We start from the raw sequence: 24718 nt of genomic DNA, 5'->3' as shown, positions 1-24718 counted from the left end.
TTGAATGTTAAAAATTTGTACTTACCTCATTCCTAGAGTTTTACATTTGGCTGTGGTGGCAAACTTATGGATCAAAAATAGTGGTTGCGTTTCCAATTTCTTCGTGGTATTATGCAATTAATAAACAGGCATGTGACTGGTTAAGCAGGCAGGACCTATATAAAGCAATGAGTGAATCGTTCTGATTCATTTGGTTGTTTTAATAGGTGTTGTCTGCTTTTTTCTTTGTTTGGCCAACGAAGAGAAAAATAATCTAAAGGAGAAAAAAACAATGAATGTAAAGGAAACGGCAACTACCATCATCCAATTGATTGGCGGAAAAGAAAACATCTCTCATTTGGAACATTGTTCAACGAGGTTACGGTTTACCCTAAAAGATCATGCTCTAGTTCAAAAAGAAGCACTAGAAAAAGTGGAGGGTGTCATCGGAGTCCGGCAGAATGTCCAGTGTCAAGTTATCATTGGCAATGATGTTGTGGAAGTTTATGACGAAGTGATGTCACTGTTGGGGCATCAGTTAGACAATGCGGACAGCGGAAGTGCAACAAAGCAGTCTTGGGGAGCTGTCCTGTTGGATTTTGTTATTTCCATTTTTCAGCCACTTATACCGGCGGTTGCCGGAGGTGGTGTTTTAAAATCACTACTGTTACTCGCTTCTGTTACAGGAGTGCTTGATAATCAAAGCCAAACGTATCAAATTTTAAATCTTATAGGTGGAGCCCCCCTTTACTTTTTACCGATTTTAGTCGCTATGACCACGGCAAATAAATTAAAAGTAAATCAATTAGTGGCTGTTTCAGCAGTCGGGGCGCTGATTTTGCCTGAAATAACAGCGTTGCTGACAGATGGAGCAACCTTTTTGGGGATCGGATTACAGAATATTGCCTATGCATCACAAGTTTTTCCTGCAATTTTAACGGTTTTGTTTTATTCGCAAGTCGAAAAACTATTTACTCGTTTTTCTCCAAAACCGATTCGCATCTTCTTTGTTCCGATGATGAGTCTAGTAATCACAGTTCCAGTGGCGCTATTGATTTTAGGACCTTTAGGATTTGAGGTAGGTACAGTTTTCTCTGCAGCGATTATTTGGCTTTATACTCATCTAGGCTGGGTTGCAACAGGTATCTTAGCAGCTGTGTTACCATTGATGGTTGTGACCGGTATGCACAAAGCAATGATCCCTTATGCGGTCTCTTCCATGAGCGAGATGGGGGCAGAATTGCTTTATTTACCGGCTTCACTTGCCCATAATATTGCTGAAGCTGGGGCATGTTTTGCTGTCAGTCTGCGGACAAAAGATCAAAAGCTTCGCTCAACAGCTATTTCTGCTGGAATTTCTGCACTGTTTGGCATTACAGAGCCCGCATTGTATGGGGTAACGATTTTAAACAAACGGGTATTATATGGGGTGATGGCTTCTAGTTTGGTTGGTGGAGCAGTTGCTGGCATCTTTACAATCAAAGCGTTTGCATTAGTGGGTCCGGGTCTTGCTAGTATCACCATGTTCGTTGATGAATCAAATAGTATGAATTTAGTTTGGGCATTAGTCACTTTAGCAGTCTCTTTTCTTGCGGCTTTTGTTTTAGTCCTGTTTCTTTTTAAAGATAAAGTCATGGAGGCCTTTGAAGGAAAAGAAGACCCTCAATCAGAAGTTCTCAGTCAGCCTGTTGCGGGACAAGTTGTTACGCTAGCCGAAATAAAAGACGATGTCTTTTCCAGCGGAATGATTGGTGAGGGATTCGGTATTATCCCCACATCTGGCGAACTAACAGCACCAGAGGATGGAGAAGTGACTATGTTGTTTGAAACCAATCATGCGATTGGATTAAAGACCCAGAATGGTGCTGAAATCCTATTCCATATAGGGATCGACACGGTGCAATTAGAAGGAAAATATTTCACACCGCTTGTCAGTGCGGGGGATTATGTCAAAAAAGGACAACCATTGCTTCAATTCGATTTAGAAGCCATCAAACAAGCAGGGTATGACCCGACTGTTATCTGCGTTGTGACTAACAAAGAAAATTTCATTATCAAACCAATTGAACAAACAGAAAATATGTCTAAAAGCGAGGGTGTTTTATCCATCTCTCCATTTGTTTCGTAAAATTCAAGCAGCATAATCAAAAAACGTGAAGGAGAATACAACTATGAGTCAATCAACATTTCCAGAGAATTTTTTATGGGGCGGAGCGATTGCTGCCAATCAAGTGGAAGGTGGGTGGAATTTAGACGGGAAAGGGTTGTCTGTAGCAGATATCGCCACGTATAAACCAGATGTCGACACCAAAAATTTTGCAGCCCATATGCATGTGACGGTAAACGCCGTGAAAGAAGCAATCGCTGATCCAACAGACACGATTTATCCTAAACGTCGGGGAATCGATTTTTATCATCGTTACAAAGAAGATTTGGCGTTATTTGCTGAGATGGGTTTCAAAGTACTACGCTTATCGATTGCATGGACGAGATTATTTCCCACAGGAGAAGAACTGGAGCCAAATGAGTCGGGCATTGCTTTTTATCGAAATGTCTTTCAAGAAATGCAGCGTTTAGGAATCAAACCGATCGTGACACTTTCACATTATGAAATGCCAGTCGCGTTGAGTTTGAAATATAATGGTTGGGTTGAACGCAAAGTTATCGCTGACTTTGTCCGATTTGCCACAGTCTGCTTTGAGGAATTTGGGGAATACGTAGAATACTGGCTGACCTTTAATGAGATCGACAGCATTCATCGTCATCCCTTTACAACAGCTGGAATTATTCCTGAACAATGTACTCCAGGGAAAGAGCATCAAGAGATCTATCAAGCCTTGCATCATCAATTTGTCGCTAGTTCACTAGTTACAAAAGTTGCACACGAAAAAAATCCTCAAAACAAAATAGGCTGTATGATTACAAAATTAATGACTTATCCGTTAACCTGTGATCCACTAGACGTGGAATTGACATTGAAGAAGAACCTAGAGAATAATTTTTATGCAGATGTTCAAGTAAAAGGAGAATACCCTCGCTTAATTTTGCGAGACTTGGAAAAACGTGGCATCAAGATTGAAATGGCACCGGAAGATCCTCAAATACTAAAAGATTATACAGTGGATTTTCTTTCTTTCAGCTATTATATGTCTATGGCGGAATCTGGGGATCCGCAAGCAGAACGAACACTAGGAAATACTGTACTAGGGGTGAAAAATCCTAAATTACCATCCACTGAATGGGGCTGGCAGATTGATCCTAAAGGACTAAAGATTTCGCTGATCGAGTTATATGATCGCTACCAAATTCCATTGATGATCGTCGAAAATGGAATGGGAGCAAAAGATATCCTTGAAGAGGGGAACGTTCATGATCCGTATCGTAGGGACTATTTCGAAGCGCATTTTAAACAAATGAAAGAAGCGATTGATGAGGGCGTAGATCTGATTGGTTATACAAGCTGGGCACCAATCGATTTAGTTAGTGCTGGTACCTCCCAACTGTCAAAACGATATGGCTTTATTTATGTGGATGCAGATGATGAAGGACATGGCACTTATGATCGATCCAAAAAAGACTCTTTTGACTGGTACAAAAAAGTGATTGAGACTAATGGCGCAATCCTAGCAGGAGAATGACGAAGGAGCGATAGTGCATGATTTATATCAAGAAAGTCTTAAATTCAAGTGTTGTACTTGTTGACAATGAAGGCCAAGAAATGATTGCACTTGGAAAAGGCATTGGATTTGGGAAAAAAGCCGGAGAGCAGATAACGGATTCTCAAATTGATCAAGTATTTCTCCCAATTGATGAAACGAGATCTCTGCAGTTTGCTGAATTAATTGATGAGATACCCATTAGGTTTTTTGAGATGACGAAAGAAATCGTTCAATTGGCCCAACAGTTAATGCCCAATCCGCTAAACTCTACGATCTATTTAACGTTGTCGGATCACTTGCATTTTGCTGTTGAACGCCAAGAGAAGGGGTTAAGTATCACCAATCGTTTGTATTGGGAAATCAAAAACTATTATGCAAAAGAATACGCAGTTGCAGAACAAGCGTTGCTTTTGTTACGTGAAAAGTATCAAATCTTTCTTCCAGAAGAAGAAGCATCAAATATTGCTTTTCATTTGATCAATGCCCAATCTGCGTCTGCGGATAATCAGGATGGGTTGAAGAAAGCGAAATTGATTGGGATTATCGTAAACCTTGTCCGCTATTCGATCCAGCAAGATGTGAATACAAATTCGATTCATTATAGCCGCTTTATCACACATGTCCGTTTTTTTGTAGATCGTTTCTTTACAGAAGGATTATTGCAAGAAAAAGACGAAGGACTGTATCGGCAAATGTGGGCCCTTTACCCAAATGCTATGGAGATTGCAACAAAGGTAAAGGCGTATGTAGATAATGAATATCAAACGAAAATCCCTGAGAATGAGATCGTTTTTCTAGGTGTCCATATCAATCGTTTAATGAATCATTCGGCGATTGAACAATAAGAAGCCTGATTTTGGACCTGTCTGTAAGTCATATACCTGTGTAACGATCAGGTATATGACTTTATTCGTAATTTCAAGCAATACTTGATAAAATGACCTACAAATGAATGGGCTATTGTTTTAGACCAGAAGAGGTGTGTATAAAAGATGGAACTAATGAAATATCGAGATGAATACAAAGAAGATGTTGTCAATTATTTTCTGACTGACGAAATGACCTATTTCACAGGGACGCCACAAGAAAATATTGCAATCTCCCAAAAGAATCGACAGCATCATTCGATCTTGGCTTTTTCCCAACAGAAATTGGTGACTTTTTTTGTTTTGGATGCAGGACCCCAAAAAGCAGACTATACGGATGAAAATGACGCTCTTTTGTTGCGGAGTTTCTCTACTGATGCGAGATATCTAAGGAGAGGATATGCAAAAGAAGCATTGCGATTATTGCCTAATTTTGTAAAAATTCATTTTCCAGCAACTAAACAAATTGTTCTTGCAGTCAATAAAAAAAATAGTGCAGCAAAAAAACTGTATTATTCAATGGGTTTTGTAGATAGTGGTGAAGAGAAAATGGGACCCAAAGGACCGCAGCATCTTTTGGTTTATCCACTTTGACTTGTTTCTTACTGAATGGGTAACAAAAGGGCAGGGGCACTCGTCCTTTTCGATTCGAACCATGCAGTTTCACTTCTGTGCTCCTCATAGTTGTTCTGCTTTAATTGGCAAACTGAGTTGGAGTTGCAGACTTGACTAAAAAAAATGAATACGCTATTATTGATTCTAATTTAAAGGGGGTGGTAAAGGAATGTCTAGTGACTCGAGTGACGGTGAGCAGAAAATCTATTTTGATTTGCCTTACTTTTTGATTGAATAGGACAAGAAGCAGCGCTTTGTTTAGTGTGTCTCACTGAATGGAGGGCTTATTTGTGTTGGAAAAAATTCAATTAAAAAAGGAAGGCAAAAAATGCAGACAAAGAACTATCAACTTACTATTGAAGAAACAATGGAAAAATATGGACTTAAGGATAGGACAGGATTAACTAAAAAGGAAGCAGCGCAACGTTTGTCAGAAGTTGGTTTGAATCAGCTAACAACAAAAAAGACCCCTAAATGGAAATTGTTGTTGCGGCAATTCAACAATATGATCATTTATATTTTGATCTTCTCTGCACTATTGACATTACTCATGGGACACCTTTCGGATGCAATCATTATCGGAACGGTTGTCTTGGTCAATGCATTGATTGGCTATTATCAAGAAGCCAATGCCTCGGACGCACTGGAACACATCAAGCAAATGCTGTCTACACAAGCGACGGTCTATCGGGAAGGCACTCGCCAAGATATTGCAGCAGCAGAAGTGGTTCCCGGTGACGTGGTTTTCTTGGAAGCTGGTGACAATGTACCAGCGGATCTACGGATCATTGAAGCAGACAATCTACGAATACAGGAATCTCCGCTGACAGGCGAACCTGATTCGGTTGAGAAAACGAGCATGCCATTGCTAGAAGATGCTATCGCTTTAGCAGAACAAAGCAACATTGCTTTTGCGTCGACATCGGTTACCTCTGGTAGCGGGAAAGGAATCGTTATTGCTACAGGTCAAACAACAGAGATCGGCAAAATCTCTTTTGAAGTGAACCGCACAGAAGAACGCAAGACTCCTTTGATGAAAGAAATAGATGGGTTAGGTAAGGGTATCACCTATGTGATCATGGGGGTCGCGATTGTCCTGTTTGTGGTCAGTCTGTTTTTAGAAACCTATGCTCTTTCTGTACTTTCTTTAGCCGTTGTGACAATGATCGTAGGTTCGATCCCGGAAGGCTTACCAGCAACGACTTCCGTTGTTTTAGCAATGGGGGTCAGCGAAATGGCCAAAAACAAGCAGACCATCATCAAAACATTGCCGGCTGTTGAAACATTAGGTTCTGTCGATGTGATCGCTACGGATAAGACAGGAACTTTGACCAAAAATGAGATGACCGTTAAGGACATCGTTTTAGCACATCAGCAATACCAGATCACTGGCGACGGCTATCAGCCGAAAGGGGAGATTCTCCCGCTTTCTCCTGTTACCGAAGCAGATGAACAGGAGCTAGCCTTATTCCTAGAAGCAGGATTTGAAGCGAATGACACTGTGCTAGTGGAAGAAGAGAACCATTGGGGGATCAATGGCGAACCAACCGATGGCTCTTTCTTGACCCTTTATTACAAAAAATTTGCCTATCCCGAAACCCCTGGCTATCAAGAAATCGCTATGCTGCCTTTTGATTCCGACTACCGCTACATGGCAAAGCTGGTACAAAATCAGGCAGGGGAACGCCTATTATTTGTTAAAGGTTCACCAGACAAGCTGTTTGCCATGGCGAAGGTCTACGACCAGAACTTTAATGAAAAAAGTTGGTCTGCTAAGGTCCAAGGGTTGTCTTCAGAAGGAAAACGGGTGGTTGCAGTGGGGTATCGTTCGCTAACAGACCAGCAGACGGTCGATTCACTGGATGAAACGGTCTTTGCTGAAGGTGTGCAGCTTTTGGGCATCGCCGGTATCATCGATCCGCCTCGAGAAGAAGTCATCGCTTCTTTGCAGGAGATGAAGCAAGCTGGGGTCCAAGTCAAAATGATCACCGGGGATCATCCTTTAACAGCAAAAGCAATCGGTGAAAAGTTAGGATTGGCCAAAGAAATCAATGTAGTGACTGGCTCTGAACTGGACCAAATGGCAGAGCGTGATTTTCAAGACGCAGTCATCAGGAATCAAGTGTTTGCTCGAACAACACCTAAAAATAAGCTGGAAATTATCAAAGCCTTGCAAGCCAAAGGGAAAGTGACAGCTATGACCGGGGATGGGGTCAACGATGCACCTGCCTTAAAGCGGGCCGATATTGGGGTAGCAATGGGAATCAGCGGAACAGACGTCGCCAAAGATTCTGCAGATATGATTTTGACTGATGACAACTTTGGCACCATGGCTTCGGCGATCCAAGAGGGACGAAGAATCTATGATAATATCAAAAAGAGCATTTTATTTCTGCTGCCTACCTCATTTGCGGAAGGCTTGATCATTGCTTTTACGATCTTGATGCAAAATGACATGCCTTTGCAAGCCACTCAGCTGTTGTGGATCAATATGGTTTCGGCAATCACGATCCAGTTTGCCTTTATTTTTGAACCGGCAGAAAAAGGAATCATGCAGCGGAAACCTCGAAAAACTGGGAACAGATTATTGAATACTCATGATATTTGGCAAATGGCTTATGTCTCAGTGTTGATGGCAGTCATCAGCATTTTAGCCTATGAATGGTTGTTGACACAAGACGTCGACCAAGCGGTTGCGAGTACCATGATGGTCAACATTGTTGTGTTAAGTAAGATCTTTTACTTGTTCAATATTCGTACGAGCGAGTCTGCTTTCTCGAAGGCGTCCTTTACCAATCCGAAAGCCTTTTTGATCATCGGTGTGATGGTGGCTTTACAAGTTGTCTTGACCTATGTGCCATTTATGCAAAAAGCTTTCCATACGGCGAATCTATCACTGACCGGTTGGGGGATCGCACTGCTTTCCGGGGCCGTTATTTTGCTAGTCACGGAACTGGACAAATGGTTCCGGAATAGGAAAGAATACAATGTAAGCTATAAAGAGATTCGTGAATAACGAGATAACCATTGACTGAATCAGAACAACTCTTTTCTTTAGGAAAGTCAATTTTACAAGAGTAAGTTTTTTGAATAGTGCTATAAAGGGAGGCCTCTCGATGTATGAGAGCCTCCTTTTTTTGTTTTTTTATTCGCTGTTGTTTCTTTTATCAAGCAGACTCTTCACAAAAAGCAGTTGCTGTGGTAGTAACAAGAGAAATGATTTAATCATTCAATCCCACCAGATGAGGTGCAGGTATCTGCCAGTTCAAGTGGAAGGAATGTCTACTTTTTTATTTGTAAGCGGAAACATATACTGAATTCAGAAAGGAATAACCATCATGAAAACTAGAACAGTTGAACTGATCCAAAAATTCATTTCTTCTCACTACCCGCTCAAAGCGGAACAATTGGCTGCAGAATACAATGTGAGTCAACGGACCATCCGTCAAGAAGTCTTGGAGGTCAATACGTGGTTGAGGCAGCAGCAGCTACCTGAGGTTGCAACTATTCGTAATCAAGGCTTCCTCTTAGATCTGACAGTCAGCCAACAACAAAAGGTGAGAACGCAGTTAGACCATTTACAAGCAGACTTGCTGAATCGTCAAGAGCGGACCTTCGATTTAGTCTTATCGATCGCTTATGAGAAAACAGCGGTTTTTCTGAATCGCAAAGAAGCACGTTTTCAAATTTCTAAAAGTACGATGGATGAGGACATGCGTCGCTTAAGAGCAGATTTATTAAGGTATGGGATCGAGATCGTCAGTTATGGCAAACAAGGACTGCTGTATAAAGGACCAGAAAGAGCCATTCGGACAATGATCTATGATTTCGTTAATCAAAATTTGGGTAGAGTCGATTTTTCTGAAAATAGAGAAGAAAAAACTACGCCAGCACGGGCGATCTTCCATCATTATTTCCCCCGAGAAGAAAGTCTGCGACTGGAGAAAATCTATTCAGAAAAAATCGTCAAGCAAGAAGATGATATCTATAAAAACCAGATTTTGTTGTTTACTTGGATTTGGATTCAGCGAATAAAAAGGCACGAGCTGATTTCGGCAGTAAATTGGAAAACCATCGATTACCAAGAGGACGGTTTTTCCGACTTTGTTGAACAGGTCATCAAAGAATTTCAATTGACAGCAGTCCCTCAAGTAGAGCGCAACTATATTCGTTTCACGATTGAGACTTTCAACGCAAGAGATATATCCAATTCTCTTGAATGGGTGCAAGCACAACTATTGACCATTCAACTGATTCAATTCGTGGAGCAAGAAACGCATATTCCTTTTCATTTAAAAGAAGAAACATTATGTGAAAATCTTTATAAGCACATGGCTGCATTGATCGTAAGGATAAAGAATAAGATCCAAGTCATGAATCCTCTGAAAGAAAATATCCGTTTGAACTATGGACCCATTTATCGAGCAGTCACTTTGTTTATGCCAACGATCGCCGAAGTGATTGGAGCAACAGTCATTGAGGATGAGATCGCTTTTCTGGTGATTCACTTTTCAACGATTGCCAGTGTGATCAAGCGTGATCTAGCGTCGATCTACAAGTCGGTAGTGGTCTGTAATCATGGGATGGCGACCGGAAATCTATTGGCGGAGAACTTGAAAGAAAAGTTTCCCCAGATCGAAGTCGTGGCTGTATTAAGTTCAAAGGAAGTTGCTCTCGTTGACAAATTGGATGTTGATCTGATTTTCAGCACATTTCATTTGCCCTATAGCAATAAACCGCTGCTGGTGGTCGATCCGATCTTAACGGATGCCAATCGGTCAATCGTTTCAGAATTCTTGGATCGGCATCAAACCTATCAGCGGCTAGAACCTAGCGACAATGAACCGACAGTTCTGTTTACCAAGGTTTTGGACCTGGTAGCAGAAAGCGGCGGCCGAGTCGATCGCAGGATCTATTCCAAATTAGAAACATTATTTGAAAACAATCATTTAGAAATCAACAAAAGGGAGATCCAGCCAATGTTAAAAGATATTCTGACAGACAATCACATTCTGATACAGGCCCAGGCCGCGTCTTGGCAAGAAGCTATTGAAGTTGCCGCCAAGCCATTGATCAAAGAGGACATCATTGAGAAACACTATGTTCAGGCAATGATCCATGCAGTAGAAGAATACGGGCCTTATATCGTCATCGGGAAGCACTTGGCTTTGGCCCATGCGCGACCCGAAGATGGTGTCAATACATTAGGTGTTAGTGTAGTGACCATGAATCAGCCGATCCATTTTGGCAATCCGGAAATGGACCCAGTGAAAATAATTTTTTGTTTAGCCGCGGTGGATTCCTATTCACATCTAGCGATCATGAAAGAACTGATTGAACTGATCAATGATGAAGCAAAACTCAATCAGCTGATTGCATGTACAACCATTGATCAATTTAAACAATTACTTTTTTAAGTGAGGATAAAAAAAGGGGAGAAGACAGATGAACAAACTGAATATTTTATTTGTATGTGGGGCAGGATTAGGCAGCAGTTTTGCAGCGCAGATGTCAGCAGAAGATGTTTTGACCAAGCTAGGAGTGACAGCCAAACTGGATCATTGTGATATTTCATCCGCAGTTTCCATGAAACCGGATGTTATCATCACGGCAGAAAATTTCCGAACCCAATTCGAGAAATTCTCCATTGATCCACAGACTGCCATGGTGTATTTGAAGAATATTGTTTCTAAAGCAGAGATCGAAGAGAAGCTAACACCGGTGTTACAAGCAAAGGGCGTTATTTAAGAAAGGAAAGAGGGGGAAAAGATGGGCGTTATCAATTTTATTATCGAGAATATTTTGACACAAGCCTCAATCACGATTGCATTGATTGCGATGTTAGGGCTGATTCTGCAAAAGAAGTCAACCGGACAAATCATTTCGGGGACATTGAAAACTCTTCTAGGCTTCCAAGTATTAAGTGCGGGTTCCAGCATTATTGTCGGTAGTTTGACTTATTTTGGTCAAATATTTACCGAAGGGTTTCAAATGCAAGGCATTATCCCTTCCATTGAAGCAATCAATGGGCAAGCAATGAATGAACTTGGTCTAGGCAGAGATATTGCATTAACTTTCTTAGCTATTTTTGTCTTTAATATTTTGCTGGCACGATTTACAAAATGGAAATACATTTTCTTGACGGGACAAGCCATTCTGTGGATGGCTACGATGACCACGGTATTTGGCTATTTCGCTGGCTTACGCGGGATTGTCCTGATTTTAGTTGGTGGCTTTGTCGGCGCAGTCTTCGCCGTGGCTATGCCAGCGATCGCACAACCGATCATCCGCAAAGTAACCGGATCTGATGATATCGCATTAGGACACTTCTGCACCATCGGCTATTTATTTGAAGCAGGCGTCGCTAAGCTTTTTGGGGAAAGAGGCGAAAACAAGAAATCGATTGAAGACATCAAACTACCTTCCCATTTTGAATTTCTCCAAGATACGTACTTATCTGTGATGGTCGTAATGGTTCCCCTTTATATTGTGACTGTTTTATTCGCAGGGGAATCCTTTGCTTCTGAACTATCTGGTGGGCAAAACTATATCATGTTTGCTTTCCTTCAAGCGATTCAATTTGTCGTAGGGGTCTATGTATTGTTGGCGGGCGTCCGTTTATTGTTAGGGGAGATTGTTCCGGCATTCCGAGGGATCGCGATGAAGCTGGTTCCTGATGCGATTCCAGCACTGGATTGTCCAGTGTTCTTCCCTTATAGTCCAAATGCTGTCATCTTAGGATTTATCACAACGACTATTGGAACGGTAATTGCGATGTTTATATTGCCAATGTTTGGACTAGCAATGATTTTGCCGGGGATGTTGACAAATTTCTTTGCCGGCGGGACAGCTGGTATTTTTGGAAATGCGGTTGGCGGTAGACGCGGTGCCATCATCGGCGGTATCGCTCACGGATTCTTCATCACCTTATTGCCAGCATTACTCGTAACGATCTTCAATTCAATGGGCTTTGTCAATGCAACTGCGACGGATGTCGACACTGTGGTTGCTGCACTCTTGTATGCCTGGATTTTAAGCCCAATCCTAAAAGCCTTTTAATCGGAAAGTAGGGAAACGTGATGTTTGGTTTTTTTAACAAGAAGAAGGAAGCAAAAGAAATAACTGAATTAGCACCTGAGACAGTGGAGCAGCTTCAAAGAGAGATCGATCAATTGAATCAAGAAATAGCCGTGAGCCAAGACTCACGAAAATTAGCAGCACTTTTAGAACAAGCTGGTCTTAACTATGCAGTTTTGAATGAATGCGATCAAGCGATCCAACTTTTAGAGCAGAGTTTAGCGAATCAAAAAAGTATTGGCGATGGGTATAAGAAATTGATGCATTTATACAATAAGAAACGAGCCGAAGCAGCCCGAGCCGGTGATGATCAAGGGATCGATTATTATATGGGGAAAATGGATGAGATGCGGCAAATCGCGAAACAAGTCACGATTACCGGTAATAAATAATAAGATAAGGTGGATTTGATTATGTACACAACGTTAAAAGAAGTTACGAAAACAGCGGAAGAATTGAATTTTACGGTGGGGGCTTTTAATACCCACAATTTAGAGATGCTTCCTGCGATGCTGCGCGCGGCCAAAGAAATGGGAGCACCAATCATTATTCAGACGAGTGTCGATACTGCTAAATACATTGGGATGAATGTATTGGTCCATGTGATGAAAGCTATCGCGGAGGAGGAAATGGTCGATGCGGTCTTGCATTTGGATCATGCACGGGATTTTGATGATATCAAAGAAGCGATCGACAGCGGCTATACCTCTGTGATGTATGACGGTTCTCATTTACCCTTCAAAGAAAACATTTTGAAGACAAAAGCGGTGGTGGAATATGCCCATGCGCATGGCGTCTCGGTAGAAGGCGAGTTGGGAACGATTGGTGGGACAGAAGAAGGGATCCATGTGGCTGAAGATGACAAAGTTTATACAAAACCAGAAGATGCGTTGGTCTTTGTCAAAGAGACCGGAGTGGATGCATTAGCAATTGCTATTGGGACGAACCATGGACAATTCAAATCAAAAACGGAAGTCAATATTCCCTTGCTAAAAGAAATTGATGCACGAGTAGATGTTCCACTAGTGATCCATGGGGGAACCGGAGTCAAAGAAGAAGATTATCCGGCATTGATCAACAATGGCATCCGCAAATTCAATGTTGGGACCGAGCTGTTGGTACAGTGGACGAAAGCTGCTAAAACGACCTTTGGTGAAACAGAAATCAACAAGTCTTTAAGACACAATGTCATTCCGGCAAACGAAGCCATCAAAGAAACAGTGAAACATAAAATCGGCTTGTTCATGAATGTGGAAAGCCCAACGTCATTGAGAAAAGTAAAATGAAAAAGTATCTTATTCTTTTAGCTGGCAGCCCAGGAACTGGCAAGACATATCTCCTGCAGCTACTGAAGCAACGGTTGCCCGACATGTATACGATCACCATTGACGAAATCAAAGAATATTATGCGGATTCTGTGGGATTTGATGATTTATCTCAACGGGCCGAGCAAGAAAGAACGAAAGTCTATCCGTTCTTTTATCGCGCATTAGAGTTATATATGGAAGCGGGGAAAAAAGTCATTGTTTCGGAGTATCCATTTAGCGATAAGCAAAAAGGACGCTTGCGAGACCTTGCTGATACTTATGCTTATGAAGTAATCACGATTCGCTTAACGGCTGATTTCGAAGTGTTGTGGGAACGGCGTTACCAGCGAGATCGGGAGCCGGAACGGCATTTGAGCTATATCATGGATCACTATCATTATGGCGATAGTTTAGAAGACCGTTCATTAGGAACCAATCATATTACAAAGGAAGAATTCCGACGAATCATCAATGAACGAAAGTACGCTGAATTTGCTTTGGGAACGCTCTATGAATTTGATGTGACGGATTATCAGCAAGTAGATTATGGTCCATTGCTCGATCAGTTAGTGTACCAGATTCAACACGATGAGTAAGTAAAAATGATCGCTGAAATACTGCCACTGGCTTTTCATCGCTCAAATCACTCAATAATTATCTTCATGTGAAATGCTTATTGTTTTCTTACTACTAGTTTTTTGGTAGGGAGAAGGCAATAAGCTTTTTTCGAGATCTGTTAGGAATTGAAGGGTGAAACGCCCTATTGTCTTTAAAGCTTCTTAGAACCAAAAAAAAAGCCATATCCAATCGAATTGTTTTAGTTGTTTAAAAATATCTGAAATTAAGAAAAATTCTCATTGAAAATCACCACGGAATCAGCTAGTATTCTAGAGGTAGGTTTTTTAGATAGGAAAGGAGAAGGAAAAATGGAGTTATCAAAAGGTAGGATCATTTGGCTGTCCTTATTGCTTGGCACATTGAGCGCCTATGGCCCTTTACTAATGGATGCTTATTTACCGGCTTTTCCAGTCATTCAAGAAGAATTAGGAATCAGTGCTTCTCTCACACAAATGAGTTTGACCATGTGTCTGATTGGTTTAGCATTAGGTCCATTAGCAATCGGAACACTTAGTGACCGGATTGGGCGCAAGAAACCTCTTGCTATAGGGATAACCGTAGCGATTCTTTGCTGTTTACTTGTTCCCTTCGTGCGAAATATCTGGTTATTCCTAGCTTTGCGTCTCTTGCAAGGAATCGCCAGTTCCGCAGGGATCGTTTTGACCCGTGCGATTGCGAAAGATTTATTTACCGGCGAACGGCTGACGAAGTTTTTTGCGATGCTGATTGCAGTGAACGGTATTTTCCCGATCATTTCCCCACTGCTAGGCAGTGCGATTTTGGCAGTGGCTTCTTGGCAAACGATTTTTCTTTTTTTGGGTGGTTTAGGCATCCTGCTATTGCTTGGTATTCTCTTTGGCTATCAGGAAACATTACAGCCGCAAGAACACATCCATCAGATGGAATCTGGCTGGCGGGCAGTATTGTCTGATCGCATCTTTGTGTTACTGGTGCTTATCCAAGGATTTATTTATGGTGCATTGTTTAGTTATATTTCAGGATCCTCTTTCATGTTCCAAAATGTCTATGGGCTCAGTGATCAAATGTATAGCCTCTTGTACGGTATCAACGGGATCGGTATCATTGTGACTGCGGAGCTTTCGGGGATTTTATCGCGGCGATTGTCCCTAGTCCAGCAATTAGGCAGCGGATTGGTGATCGGTTTTATTGGCAGTGTACTGGTGATGCTGAGTGGCATCAGAAATTCTATTGCATTAGCGATCATTGGGCTATTTCTGGTCGTGGCGACATTAGGGATCGTCAATTCGGTGGTAACTACATTAGCGATGGATCGGCAAGGTGAACACGCTGGGGTCGCTTCCTCGATCTTAGGGATCGGCATGTACAGCATCGGGATCATCTGTACGCCGCTAGTGGGTATCATGGGCAGTCATACCTATCTTCCACTAGCGTTACTGATCTTTTTGTGCGAAATCGGTGCATTAGGCGTCTATCGAGTAATGAAACAAGAAGCGAGACCATGAGTGCGGATGGTCTCGCTTTTTGCTTCTTTTGCTTATTCCTAGTATAATGACTATGTTTTTGTAAGTTGGATCAAAGAAGTGATCCGGTCACTAAGAAATGGAGCGGAAAGCATGACAACAAATTTTTGGGCGGAGTTACCGAAGCCTTTTTTTATTTTAGCACCAATGGAAGATGTGACAGATGTAGTGTTCCGCCATGTTGTGCAGACAGCAGGGGCGCCAGATGTCTTCTTTACGGAATTTACCAATTCAGATAGTTACTGCCATCCAGATGGGATCGAGAGTGTTCGTGGTCGACTGACATTCACAGAAGACGAGCAACCGATCGTCGCCCATATTTGGGGAGACAAGCCGGAATTTTTCCGGCAAATGAGTATTGGAATGGCGGAAATGGGATTTAAAGGGATCGATATCAATATGGGTTGTCCTGTCCCAAATGTTGCCGGTCGCGGCAAAGGCAGCGGCTTGATCTTGCGTCCCGATGTGGCGGCTGAGTTGATTGAAGCGGCAAAAGCAGGTGGGTTGCCAGTCAGCGTCAAAACACGGATCGGCTACACAGAAATGGCTGAGATGGAAGCTTGGATCACTCACTTGTTGCAGCAAGACATTGCCAATCTTTCTGTTCATTTGCGGACCCGCAAAGAGATGAGTAAAGTCCCTGCCCATTGGGATCTGATCCCAGAAGTTCTAGCGATTCGTGATCGAGTGGCACCTCAAACATTGATCACTATCAATGGCGATATTCCAGATCGTCAAGCAGGACTAGCGTTAGCCCAACAGTATGGCGTAGACGGAATCATGATTGGACGGGGCATTTTCAAAAATCCCTATGCCTTTGAGAAAGAACCAAAAGAACACTCATCGGAGGAATTATTAGGGTTGCTGCAATTGCAGCTAGACCTGCAAGACCATTATGCTACGATGGTTCCCCGATCCATTGCCGGATTGCATCGCTTCTTTAAGATTTATGTCAAAGGATTTCCTGGGGCGAGCGATTTGCGCGCACAATTGATGACGACTAAGTCGACAGATGAAGTTCGCAGACTTCTAGCAGAGTTTCATGCTAATAAAGCTGCGGGAACATTGTCTGAAGAAGTGTCTGATGCTGCTGAAGAGCACAAATAATTGAGCATTTCTCTCCAAGGAGAGAAATGCTTTTTTTATATGTAGAAGTAATCTTGACAATAGATAGGTACCTATGTAAAATAGAGAGCAGTCTGTTAAGTAGGTACCTATTTAATTGGTTTTAATGAACAAAAAAGGAGCAATACATATGTCTTACTCAGAGCAAAAGATCGTTGAACGGTTTTTTGAAGTGTATAAATTGAATCGTCGTTATTCTGAAAGAAAATATGGTCCCTTCATGCCTGGGCGGGGTCAGTTCAACTGTTTGTTAGTTTTGGACGAGCGCGGCACACTGAATCAGAAAGACTTAGCCGCCTATTTGGCGATCCGCTCAACATCAGCAGGGGAGCTCTTAAAAAAAATGGAGAAAAAAGGCTGGATCAAAAAAGAAACATCTCCGCAAGATAAACGAATCCAGTTGATCTCATTAACGAAAGAAGGAAAAGCTGAAGCTGCTGCGATGAAACAAAAACGCAGCAAAGCACACCAAGATATGCTGACCGATCTAACAGAAGAAGAAAAACAAGCCTTTGGTCGCGGGTTAGAAAAAATTGAAGCTTATTACCAACGCATGGAGGCGGAATCTATTGAACCAACCGAGTAATCTGACAAACCGTAAAAGAACATTTATTTTTATTAATCTGATTCTTACTTGTATCGCACTAACGATGTTATCCACCGCATTGACCACCGCATTACCGGCCATCGTGGCTGACTTGCAAATTTCTGTGACCACTGGACAGTGGCTGACCAGCGGCTATTCCCTCGCCATGGCTATCGTCATGCCGTTGACCGCTTTTTTGATGAATCGGGTACCTACCAAAAAATTATATCTTTCCGCATTGGTAATCGCTCTTATTGGGATGGTTCTATGTGCGTTAGCACCGAATTTCCCCATTATGATGATGTCTCGTATCCTCCAAGCCATTGGTAATGGTATTTTGATCTCAATGGCTCAAGTGATTCTATTGACGATCTATCCAATGGATCGAATTGGTGCAATCATGGGTTGGTATGGGTTATCGATCACTGCCGCACCAGTGATCGCCCCTACATTAGCTGGAATGATCGTTGATAAATTGAACTGGCATGCCATTTTTTATATTGTCGGTGCCATTGTTTTTGTTTCGTTGATTTGGGCGTTGAATGTCTTTGAAGATGTCTTGGATGTAACGAAGAAAAAATTTGATCTGCTCTCCTTTTTACTCAGCGCTGTGACTTTTGGCGGCTTCACATTAGGATTCGGGAATCTAGGAACCTATGGCTTTACCAGTCTCCCTGTCTTGGGTGCATTGCTCGTAGGTTTGATTGGCGGCATCTTATTTGCCCGCCGCCAAATGAAAGCGGCAGTGCCCTTCTTGGATCTGCGGGTCCTCAAAACGAAAGAGTATGCGCTAAGTGTGTTTGGGAGTATTTTACTCTATCTTGTTTTAATGGGCTCTTCAATGCTGATGCCCTTGTATGTACAATCCATTCTTGGAAAATCTGCAACGATCTCAGGGTTGGTGGTATTGCCAGGTTCGTTAGTTTCTGCCTTTTTGAGTCCTATCGCTGGCCGTATCTATGACAAAGTCGGTATCCGCATCTTAACGATCATTGGCGGCAGTTCGTTAGTTTTAAGTAATATCGGTATGTTTTTTATTCATATACATACAGGAATTTGGATGGCGGTCTGCCTGAATATTTTGCGCTGTGCCGCCACGGGCTGTTTATTGATGCCATTTGTTACCTGGGGCAATAAAAATATCCCGCCAGAATTGACTGCTCATGGTACCGCATTACTGACATCGCTGCGGACGGTCGCCGGCGCCATCGGCACAGCTGTTTTTGTTGGGATCATGAATACGGTCGCCCGCAACAGTCATACATTGACTGGCTCCGCCGCTTTGCTCCACGGCATGAATGTTTCGTTTTTAGTCATGACCGTCGCTTCGGGACTGCTATTGTTCACGGGATTATTTTTGATCAAAGATAGTCGCACAGAAGTTCTGATAGAAGTAGAAAATTAATCAACTAGTCAAATCGCTTCGCTTTTTGCGAAGCGGTTTTTTTTTAATTTTGAATGTTTCTTTCATATGAAAAATCTCTATTTGAAAAAAATAATCAAAATATTTAATAAAATATTGAAAAAAATAATCAGAAGATCTATAATGAAGCTGTCACAAAGAGAAAGGCAGTGAATACTATTGAGAACGTTTTACTGGGGCGGTGCAACCGCAGCTAGTCAATATGAAGGTGGATATAAGGATGGGAAAGGGATAGATACACAAGATTGCCGTCCCTATCTTCCTCGAAGTAATAATGCAACAATCCAAACGCGATTGTTGACTCAAGAGGTGATCAATGAAGCAAAAGAATCAGAAACTACCCAATTTTATCCGTTTAGAAAAGGGACGAAAGGATACGAAAACTGGGAGGAAGATCTACAGCTGCTAAGCGAGTTAGGGATTGATTTATATCGTTTCTCGATTAGCTGGTCACGATTATTTCCACTGGGGAATGAAGAGCAACCAAATGAACAAGGTGTGGCATATTATGATTCGATTTTTCGGGAATTAAAGAAGAAAGGAATCAAAATTTTTTTGACAATGAATCATTATGCGGTGCCACTTTATTTGGTGGAAAGCATCGGTGGGTGGAAGAATCGTGAAATGATTGACCATTACCTCTCTTTTGCAGAGTTTGTTTTGTCTCGATGGGGAAATCAAGTGGATTTTTGGTTGCCATTTAATGAAATTAATGCCGGCTTTTTTAGTCCCTATAACGGTACAGGATTAATCAAACCAAGCAATGGTGACTATATCTATCAAGATGTATTTCAAGCACTACATTATCAATTTGTTGCAAATGCAAAAACGATTCAGCTGGCACGAAAAATGGGTATTCCTGGAATCTTTGGTTCCATGGTGTCGTGTTTCTGCTATTATCCGTTGACACCAAAACCAGAAGATAATTTGAAATTAGTGAAAGAGGAACAGATTAATCAGTGGTTTTGCAGTGATGTGCTTATGCAAGGGGAATACCCCTATTATATGCATTCTTTTTTTGAGAAAAATTCTGTTGATCTAGATATAACCGCAGAAGATCGCCAGATTCTGAAGGAATATACTTGCGACTTTGTTTCTTTTTCTTATTATTCTTCCAGTGTGGTAACAACCGAGGAAGCAGAAAAAACTGCAGGGAATTTAGTAGTTACAACGAAAAATCCTTACTTAAAAGCAAGTGATTGGGGATGGCAAATTGATCCTATCGGTATGCGAACAACATTAAATAAAGTTTATGACCGCTATAGAAAACCAGTTATAATTGCTGAAAATGGCTTCGGTGCGAAAGATCAACTCGAGGCAGATGGCACAATTCATGATTCCTACAGAATTGATTATTTCAAAGAGCACTTTGCTGAAATAGTTAAAGCTAGAGATATCGATCAGGTTAACGTTATTGCGTATATTGCTTGGGGAATCATTGATATTGTATCCGCAGGCAGCTGTGAGATGGATAAACGCTATGGTGTCATTTATGTTGATGCTGATAATGAGGGGAATGGAGATTATCGTAGATACAAGAAAGATAGCTTTTATTGGTATCGTTCTTTTATTGAAAAAAATAAGAAGGGAGAGTAAATCAAATGAAAAAAGTTCTATTTATCTGTTCTGGTGGGATGTCTAGTGCAATTGTAGAAAAAGCGCTAGACAAAGAAGCCGAAAAAAAAGGAATTGCTCTAACAAGTTCTGCAGTAGGAAGTGGTGAGGCGGATTCAGTTATCCAAGAAAAAGATTGGGACATTATTTTTGTAGCTCCACAAGTAAAGCATCGCTTTAGCTTGTTTAAACAGTCCGCAGATGAAGCACATATTCCTATTGAATTGATCAAACCCACAGATTACAGTCCGTTAGGTGGCAAGAATCTCTTGAAAATTATTGAAAGTTTGAGTTGAGAAAAGGAGGATAAAAATGAATCATTTCTTTGAAATGCTAGAGGACAAGGTTGCGTTACCAATGTCGAAGATCTCTGAGCAACGACATCTTCGAGCGCTTCGTGATGGGGTTGTTTCGGCGATTCCGTTTATTATTGTTGGTAGTTTCTTTCTGATCATTGCTTTTCCACCTGTTCCAGAAAACTGGGCAATTCACCAATGGGCAACAGATCATATTACGGAAATTCTAATTCCCTATCGGATGACATTTTGGATTATGTCTCTGTATATTTGTTTTGGAATCGGATACAATTTAGCGAAAAGTTATCAGTTAGATCCTTTGACCGGAGCACAATTATCGGTGGCAGCTTTTCTATTAAGTATTATGCCGGTACAGTTCGATCAAGGATTGATGTTGCCAATGGAATCACTCGGATCAGTGGGGATTTTCCCGTGTATGGTTTTAGCCATTTTTGCGGTTGAAGTTTTACGATTTTGTAAAACCAAAAAGATTATGTTTAAAATGCCGGAACAAGTTCCTAGCTCTGTCGCACGCTCCTTTGAGGCCGTAATTCCAGCAGCAATTATTATCATAGTGATTGGAACGATTAATGTTGTCTTTAAAGTGAATATTGAACAAGTGATCCAAACTCTTTTTTCACCTTTAGTAAAAGCAGGAGATACTTTCTTAGGGGTCCTAGTTCCAGTTTTCTTGGTTACTTTTTTCTGGCTTTTTGGGATTCATGGTGACTCGATCGTTGGCTCAGTGGCACGTCCGATTTGGCTTCAATTTTTTACTGAGAATGCCGAAAAAGTTGCAAACCATCAAACCCCTACCCATATTGCTCCAGAAACATTCTTTCAATGGTTCATTTGGATTGGAGGATCTGGCGCGACAATTGGCTTGATTATTTGCGCGATTCTTTTTGGAAAAGCCAAGTATACCAAGTCCATTAGTCGAGCTTGTCTGATTCCAAGCATCTTCAATATCAATGAGCCAGTGATTTTTGGATTTCCAATCATGCTAAATCCGATATTCTTTGTTCCTTTTGTGTTAGCACCGATTTTGATGACAACGGTTACTTGGCTGGTATTTAAAGCTGGTTGGGTGCACTTGATGTTTGTGCAGCCACCATGGACTTTACCGGCACCAATCGGCGCGTATTTGGCTACCGGAGGAGATTGGCGAGCTATTCTATTGGTCATTGTTAACATATTGATCGCTACGGTCGTTTATTATCCCTTCTTCAAGATTTATGACAATAAACAATTAATGCAAGAAATGGAAGGCGAAGCATGAGAAAAACAAGAATGCAGTTCAAAGGTGCATTATTTTATTTAGGAACTGTTTTTAGCGTGAACATCCTGTTGATTGCAATCAATTCATACGTTCAGTCTGAGACGTTTTTATTTATAGGGAATTTGGTTTCTATCAGTCTTATCTTTCCAGCGATTGCGTTATATGTTGACCGAAAAGAAAAATTTACCATGAAACGATATGCTTATTTTTCGATTGTAACCTTTGCAGCAATGTTCCTTATTTGCGAGTTGTTTATTTATCAGTTCTAACCATGAAAAAAATGATTTTAAATGAAGTAGGTGATATCATGGAAAATATCGAAGCAGTGATTTTTGAATTAATCGTTCATAGTGGCAATGCGCGAGGAATGCTTTTTGAAGCGTTGGATGCAGCAGAAGCAGACAATCATGAGCAATCGGTAATGTGTATGCAACAGGCAGAAGCAGAGATGACCATTGCTCATAATTTGCAGACGAAATTGATTCAAGATGATCTAAAAGGTCAAGGGCAGATCAGTCTTTTGTTGATTCATGCGCAAGACCAGTTAATGACAACAATGAGCGAGCAAGCATTGATTGAACGACTGATTAAAATGCAACAGCAATTGAATCAATTCAATCAGAATTAACATCCATTAAGCTGTGATAGAAACGATCCTCGACAAATGATACAGTGACTCATAATCTGCTGAATAAAGCTGTTCATAAAGCAATGGTTTGATAAGGATTTAATGAATAAGCCAAAACCTATTGGGGAAATCCTCTCTTCTTAGCAAGCAGTACTAAAGGAGATATAATGATCCATTATCTTCGAATACTGTTCGAATGCTGATAGTCGTTTTTTATCACTGATCAGATACTCACTAGATTGTCGGAACGTTTCTATTGCAGTTTTTTAGGAGGAAAAGAAATGAATTATGTACTAGGAATTGATGCTGGGGGGACAAAGACCCAATTTACTACCTATGACAAAAAGGGAAGAGCACTCTTTGATTTGCACCTGTCAGCTGGAAATATTGTGGTAGATACAAATCGTACATTAGCAGTTTTGAGACAAGGGATCCAGTCTGTTTTAGAACATCAATCAGGCAATTGCATCGGCGTTTTAGCTGGAATTGCAGGTATAGAGACGAGTGGGTTACATCATCTTGTTCAACATGAGCTGCAGCAGTTTCAAAAAACCAAAGTGATTTCTGATGCTCACTTAGGGTTAATCAATAAACTTGAAGGATCGGATGGCGCTTTGATTATTTCTGGGACCGGATCAGTCGCCTATGGATCTGTTGACAGAAACTTCTATCGAGTAGGGGGCTGGGGACATTTAGTAGGGGATGAAGGAAGTGCCTATGCTCTAGCACTGAAATGCTATCGCCATATTGCACAAGAAATGGACCATGGTTCACCTTTGTCTAGATTCTCCCAAGACTTTCTATCTTTTTTAGATATGAACGATCCAGCTAAAGCAATTAGTGAACTTTATCAGATGAACAAGGCTGAAGTTGCACAAAAATCATTGTTTTTTTCGAAGGCGCATTTAAACGACCCCATCACTCATAAACTTTTACAAGAAACTGCTGACGAACTGATCGAAATGATTCGTTTGTTACTAAACAGAATGAACCAAACCCAAGTGAAGTTAGCTTTAGCAGGTTCAGTGCTAGAAAAAAATCACTTTATTCGAGAATCGGTTGTTGCTCGTCTCCAAGATCAAATTACGGAAGTGGTTTTAAGTGATTCACCAAATACAAAAGGTGCCTTTTATTTTTATCGTAAACTTCTCAGTTCGACATGAATTTAATGTAAAATAGAAGTAACTAATTGCTGAAGCAACTATGCAGTAGAGGGGGACAGAAATGAGTGTAGTAACAACTATTGAAAGTATCAAAAATGAACTTTCGACTACGGATTTGAAGTTAGCAGATTATATTGTCGAGAATCTTGATGAAATACCTACTATGACATCTAATGTGTTAGCCGTTCATTCGAATACAAGTCCAGCAGCGGTCATTCGATTTTCTAAAAAATTGGGATTCAGTAAATTTTCTGACTTTAAGTTAGCCTTAACCAAAGATATTGAAAATCGAATCTATAATGAATATAGCGATATTCAAAATGATGATTCGTTTCAAACGGCTAAAAATAAGATTCTTAGAAACAATAAGATGATTATTGACGCAACGGATCCTATATTAGATGAACAAACCGTGCAACAAGTAGTAGACAAAATGTTTCATGCTAAACGAATCTATGTTTATGGTGTAGGAACTTCCGTTCTAGCAGCAGAGGATATTCGTCAAAAATGGACTCGGATTGGAAAAACAGTGATTTTTGATAAAGATCGGTATCTTCTGACACAACAAATGAAAAATGATGGCGCAGACAGTTTGTTTTGGGGAATCTCCCATTCAGGGAAAAACCGCGATGTTTTATCATTAGTAGAAATAGCGAAAAGCCTTGGTATGCCGACCTTAGGAATGTCTCAATTAGGGCAGAACCAGCTGACTAAAAAAGTAGATACACCTATTCATACAGCACGGACAGAAGATATCAAGAATGGTCATTACGGAAGTGGGGCCACTCATTCGATTATTTTGCAAATTGTTACGATTGATTTGCTTTTCTATTTTTATATGCGCCGCTTATCGGTAAAAGAAAAATAAGGTCGTCTGCTATGAAGTTAGTAACCAATAGAGTATAAGCAACAAATGATTAAACGCTGTTTCTCAAAAATCCCACCGATTTTTCAAATTTTGAAAGCTATCGGTTGGGACTT

Annotated in this window: 22 protein-coding genes; all 22 read left to right on the top strand. The window is 41.1% G+C overall.

Annotated elements, in window-relative coordinates:
- The first annotated feature begins 271 nt into the window (after positions 1–271).
- The 22 genes from IGJ28_RS04625 to IGJ28_RS04520 all read left to right on the top strand — a co-directional run bounded on the left by IGJ28_RS04625 (position 272) and on the right by IGJ28_RS04520 (position 24605).
- Positions 272–2107: a beta-glucoside-specific PTS transporter subunit IIABC gene (locus IGJ28_RS04625; protein ID WP_438845217.1), complete on the top strand. Its 1836-nt coding sequence runs from the start codon at positions 272–274 to the stop codon at positions 2105–2107.
- Between the two features lie 43 nt (positions 2108–2150).
- Entirely contained in the window at positions 2151–3617 is a 1467-nt protein-coding gene (locus IGJ28_RS04620; protein WP_438845216.1) for a glycoside hydrolase family 1 protein, read from the top strand.
- A 17-nt stretch (positions 3618–3634) separates the two neighbouring features.
- On the top strand, positions 3635–4483 hold the full coding sequence (locus tag IGJ28_RS04615; protein ID WP_005469876.1) for a PRD domain-containing protein: 849 nt from the start codon (positions 3635–3637) through the stop codon (positions 4481–4483).
- Positions 4484–4630: 147 nt separating this feature from the next.
- Positions 4631–5098, top strand: coding sequence for a GNAT family N-acetyltransferase (locus IGJ28_RS04610; RefSeq protein ID WP_081131133.1), 468 nt, complete (start codon positions 4631–4633; stop codon positions 5096–5098).
- Between the two features lie 349 nt (positions 5099–5447).
- Positions 5448–8135 carry an HAD-IC family P-type ATPase gene (locus IGJ28_RS04605; protein ID WP_137264757.1) on the top strand — a complete coding sequence of 896 codons (2688 nt, stop codon included), beginning with the start codon at positions 5448–5450 and terminating at the stop codon, positions 8133–8135.
- A 322-nt stretch (positions 8136–8457) separates the two neighbouring features.
- Entirely contained in the window at positions 8458–10536 is a 2079-nt protein-coding gene (locus IGJ28_RS04600) for a BglG family transcription antiterminator (protein WP_195957742.1), read from the top strand.
- A gap of 28 nt (positions 10537–10564) precedes the next feature.
- Positions 10565–10867 carry a PTS sugar transporter subunit IIB gene (locus tag IGJ28_RS04595; RefSeq protein WP_081131130.1) on the top strand — a complete coding sequence of 101 codons (303 nt, stop codon included), beginning with the start codon at positions 10565–10567 and terminating at the stop codon, positions 10865–10867.
- 21 nt (positions 10868–10888) lie between these two features.
- Complete coding sequence (locus tag IGJ28_RS04590; protein WP_438845215.1) at positions 10889–12178, top strand: PTS sugar transporter subunit IIC; 1290 nt, start codon at positions 10889–10891, stop codon at positions 12176–12178.
- 20 nt (positions 12179–12198) lie between these two features.
- Positions 12199–12588 (top strand): tetratricopeptide repeat protein, encoded by a 390-nt coding sequence (locus tag IGJ28_RS04585; RefSeq protein WP_438845214.1) that lies wholly within the window; start codon positions 12199–12201, stop codon positions 12586–12588.
- Positions 12589–12609: 21 nt separating this feature from the next.
- Positions 12610–13482, top strand: a complete 873-nt coding sequence (locus IGJ28_RS04580) for a class II fructose-bisphosphate aldolase (protein WP_081131127.1) — start codon at positions 12610–12612, stop codon at positions 13480–13482.
- Entirely contained in the window at positions 13479–14099 is a 621-nt protein-coding gene (locus tag IGJ28_RS04575) for an AAA family ATPase (RefSeq protein WP_113849045.1), read from the top strand. Before IGJ28_RS04580 ends, IGJ28_RS04575 begins: the two co-directional genes overlap by 4 nt.
- 330 nt (positions 14100–14429) lie before the next feature.
- Positions 14430–15605 carry a multidrug effflux MFS transporter gene (locus IGJ28_RS04570; protein ID WP_113849046.1) on the top strand — a complete coding sequence of 392 codons (1176 nt, stop codon included), beginning with the start codon at positions 14430–14432 and terminating at the stop codon, positions 15603–15605.
- A 111-nt stretch (positions 15606–15716) separates the two neighbouring features.
- On the top strand, positions 15717–16730 hold the full coding sequence (locus IGJ28_RS04565) for a tRNA dihydrouridine synthase (RefSeq protein WP_005469887.1): 1014 nt from the start codon (positions 15717–15719) through the stop codon (positions 16728–16730).
- Between the two features lie 148 nt (positions 16731–16878).
- Positions 16879–17334: a MarR family winged helix-turn-helix transcriptional regulator gene (locus IGJ28_RS04560; protein ID WP_029486225.1), complete on the top strand. Its 456-nt coding sequence runs from the start codon at positions 16879–16881 to the stop codon at positions 17332–17334.
- Positions 17318–18739 carry an MDR family MFS transporter gene (locus tag IGJ28_RS04555; RefSeq protein ID WP_185079657.1) on the top strand — a complete coding sequence of 474 codons (1422 nt, stop codon included), beginning with the start codon at positions 17318–17320 and terminating at the stop codon, positions 18737–18739. The genes IGJ28_RS04560 and IGJ28_RS04555 overlap by 17 nt, the downstream gene beginning before the upstream one ends.
- Before the next feature lie 177 nt (positions 18740–18916).
- Positions 18917–20353 carry a glycoside hydrolase family 1 protein gene (locus IGJ28_RS04550; RefSeq protein ID WP_086268939.1) on the top strand — a complete coding sequence of 479 codons (1437 nt, stop codon included), beginning with the start codon at positions 18917–18919 and terminating at the stop codon, positions 20351–20353.
- 5 nt (positions 20354–20358) lie between these two features.
- Positions 20359–20667 (top strand): PTS sugar transporter subunit IIB, encoded by a 309-nt coding sequence (locus IGJ28_RS04545; RefSeq protein ID WP_003129287.1) that lies wholly within the window; start codon positions 20359–20361, stop codon positions 20665–20667.
- Between the two features lie 16 nt (positions 20668–20683).
- Positions 20684–21946, top strand: coding sequence for a PTS sugar transporter subunit IIC (locus IGJ28_RS04540; protein ID WP_003129288.1), 1263 nt, complete (start codon positions 20684–20686; stop codon positions 21944–21946).
- Positions 21943–22215, top strand: a complete 273-nt coding sequence (locus IGJ28_RS04535; RefSeq protein ID WP_003129289.1) for a hypothetical protein — start codon at positions 21943–21945, stop codon at positions 22213–22215. Before IGJ28_RS04540 ends, IGJ28_RS04535 begins: the two co-directional genes overlap by 4 nt.
- Before the next feature lie 2 nt (positions 22216–22217).
- A complete protein-coding gene (locus tag IGJ28_RS04530) occupies positions 22218–22574 on the top strand; it encodes a PTS lactose/cellobiose transporter subunit IIA (protein ID WP_021150693.1) in 357 nt (118 codons plus the stop codon).
- 281 nt (positions 22575–22855) lie between these two features.
- Positions 22856–23737, top strand: coding sequence for an N-acetylglucosamine kinase (locus tag IGJ28_RS04525; RefSeq protein ID WP_176333263.1), 882 nt, complete (start codon positions 22856–22858; stop codon positions 23735–23737).
- A 61-nt stretch (positions 23738–23798) separates the two neighbouring features.
- Positions 23799–24605: a MurR/RpiR family transcriptional regulator gene (locus IGJ28_RS04520; protein ID WP_003129292.1), complete on the top strand. Its 807-nt coding sequence runs from the start codon at positions 23799–23801 to the stop codon at positions 24603–24605.
- The last annotated feature ends 113 nt before the right edge of the window (positions 24606–24718 follow it).

Origin of the sequence: Enterococcus sp. AZ091 (assembly GCF_051714805.1) — a bacterium.
Lineage (GTDB): Bacteria > Bacillota > Bacilli > Lactobacillales > Enterococcaceae > Enterococcus_D > Enterococcus_D gallinarum.
This window is presented reverse-complemented; position numbering and strand designations above follow the sequence as displayed.

Excerpts from the sequence above, each read along its gene's own strand:
- IGJ28_RS04625 (WP_438845217.1), top strand. The coding sequence starts at position 272 with ATGAATGTAAAGGAAACGGCAACTACCATCATCCAATTGATTGGCGGA.
- IGJ28_RS04620 (WP_438845216.1), top strand. The coding sequence starts at position 2,151 with ATGAGTCAATCAACATTTCCAGAGAATTTTTTATGGGGCGGAGCGATT.
- IGJ28_RS04615 (WP_005469876.1), top strand. The coding sequence starts at position 3,635 with ATGATTTATATCAAGAAAGTCTTAAATTCAAGTGTTGTACTTGTTGAC.
- IGJ28_RS04610 (WP_081131133.1), top strand. The coding sequence starts at position 4,631 with ATGGAACTAATGAAATATCGAGATGAATACAAAGAAGATGTTGTCAAT.
- IGJ28_RS04605 (WP_137264757.1), top strand. The coding sequence starts at position 5,448 with ATGCAGACAAAGAACTATCAACTTACTATTGAAGAAACAATGGAAAAA.
- IGJ28_RS04600 (WP_195957742.1), top strand. The coding sequence starts at position 8,458 with ATGAAAACTAGAACAGTTGAACTGATCCAAAAATTCATTTCTTCTCAC.
- IGJ28_RS04595 (WP_081131130.1), top strand. The coding sequence starts at position 10,565 with ATGAACAAACTGAATATTTTATTTGTATGTGGGGCAGGATTAGGCAGC.
- IGJ28_RS04590 (WP_438845215.1), top strand. The coding sequence starts at position 10,889 with ATGGGCGTTATCAATTTTATTATCGAGAATATTTTGACACAAGCCTCA.
- IGJ28_RS04585 (WP_438845214.1), top strand. The coding sequence starts at position 12,199 with ATGTTTGGTTTTTTTAACAAGAAGAAGGAAGCAAAAGAAATAACTGAA.
- IGJ28_RS04580 (WP_081131127.1), top strand. The coding sequence starts at position 12,610 with ATGTACACAACGTTAAAAGAAGTTACGAAAACAGCGGAAGAATTGAAT.
- IGJ28_RS04575 (WP_113849045.1), top strand. The coding sequence starts at position 13,479 with ATGAAAAAGTATCTTATTCTTTTAGCTGGCAGCCCAGGAACTGGCAAG.
- IGJ28_RS04570 (WP_113849046.1), top strand. The coding sequence starts at position 14,430 with ATGGAGTTATCAAAAGGTAGGATCATTTGGCTGTCCTTATTGCTTGGC.
- IGJ28_RS04565 (WP_005469887.1), top strand. The coding sequence starts at position 15,717 with ATGACAACAAATTTTTGGGCGGAGTTACCGAAGCCTTTTTTTATTTTA.
- IGJ28_RS04560 (WP_029486225.1), top strand. The coding sequence starts at position 16,879 with ATGTCTTACTCAGAGCAAAAGATCGTTGAACGGTTTTTTGAAGTGTAT.
- IGJ28_RS04545 (WP_003129287.1), top strand. The coding sequence starts at position 20,359 with ATGAAAAAAGTTCTATTTATCTGTTCTGGTGGGATGTCTAGTGCAATT.
- IGJ28_RS04540 (WP_003129288.1), top strand. The coding sequence starts at position 20,684 with ATGAATCATTTCTTTGAAATGCTAGAGGACAAGGTTGCGTTACCAATG.
- IGJ28_RS04535 (WP_003129289.1), top strand. The coding sequence starts at position 21,943 with ATGAGAAAAACAAGAATGCAGTTCAAAGGTGCATTATTTTATTTAGGA.
- IGJ28_RS04530 (WP_021150693.1), top strand. The coding sequence starts at position 22,218 with ATGAAAAAAATGATTTTAAATGAAGTAGGTGATATCATGGAAAATATC.
- IGJ28_RS04525 (WP_176333263.1), top strand. The coding sequence starts at position 22,856 with ATGAATTATGTACTAGGAATTGATGCTGGGGGGACAAAGACCCAATTT.
- IGJ28_RS04520 (WP_003129292.1), top strand. The coding sequence starts at position 23,799 with ATGAGTGTAGTAACAACTATTGAAAGTATCAAAAATGAACTTTCGACT.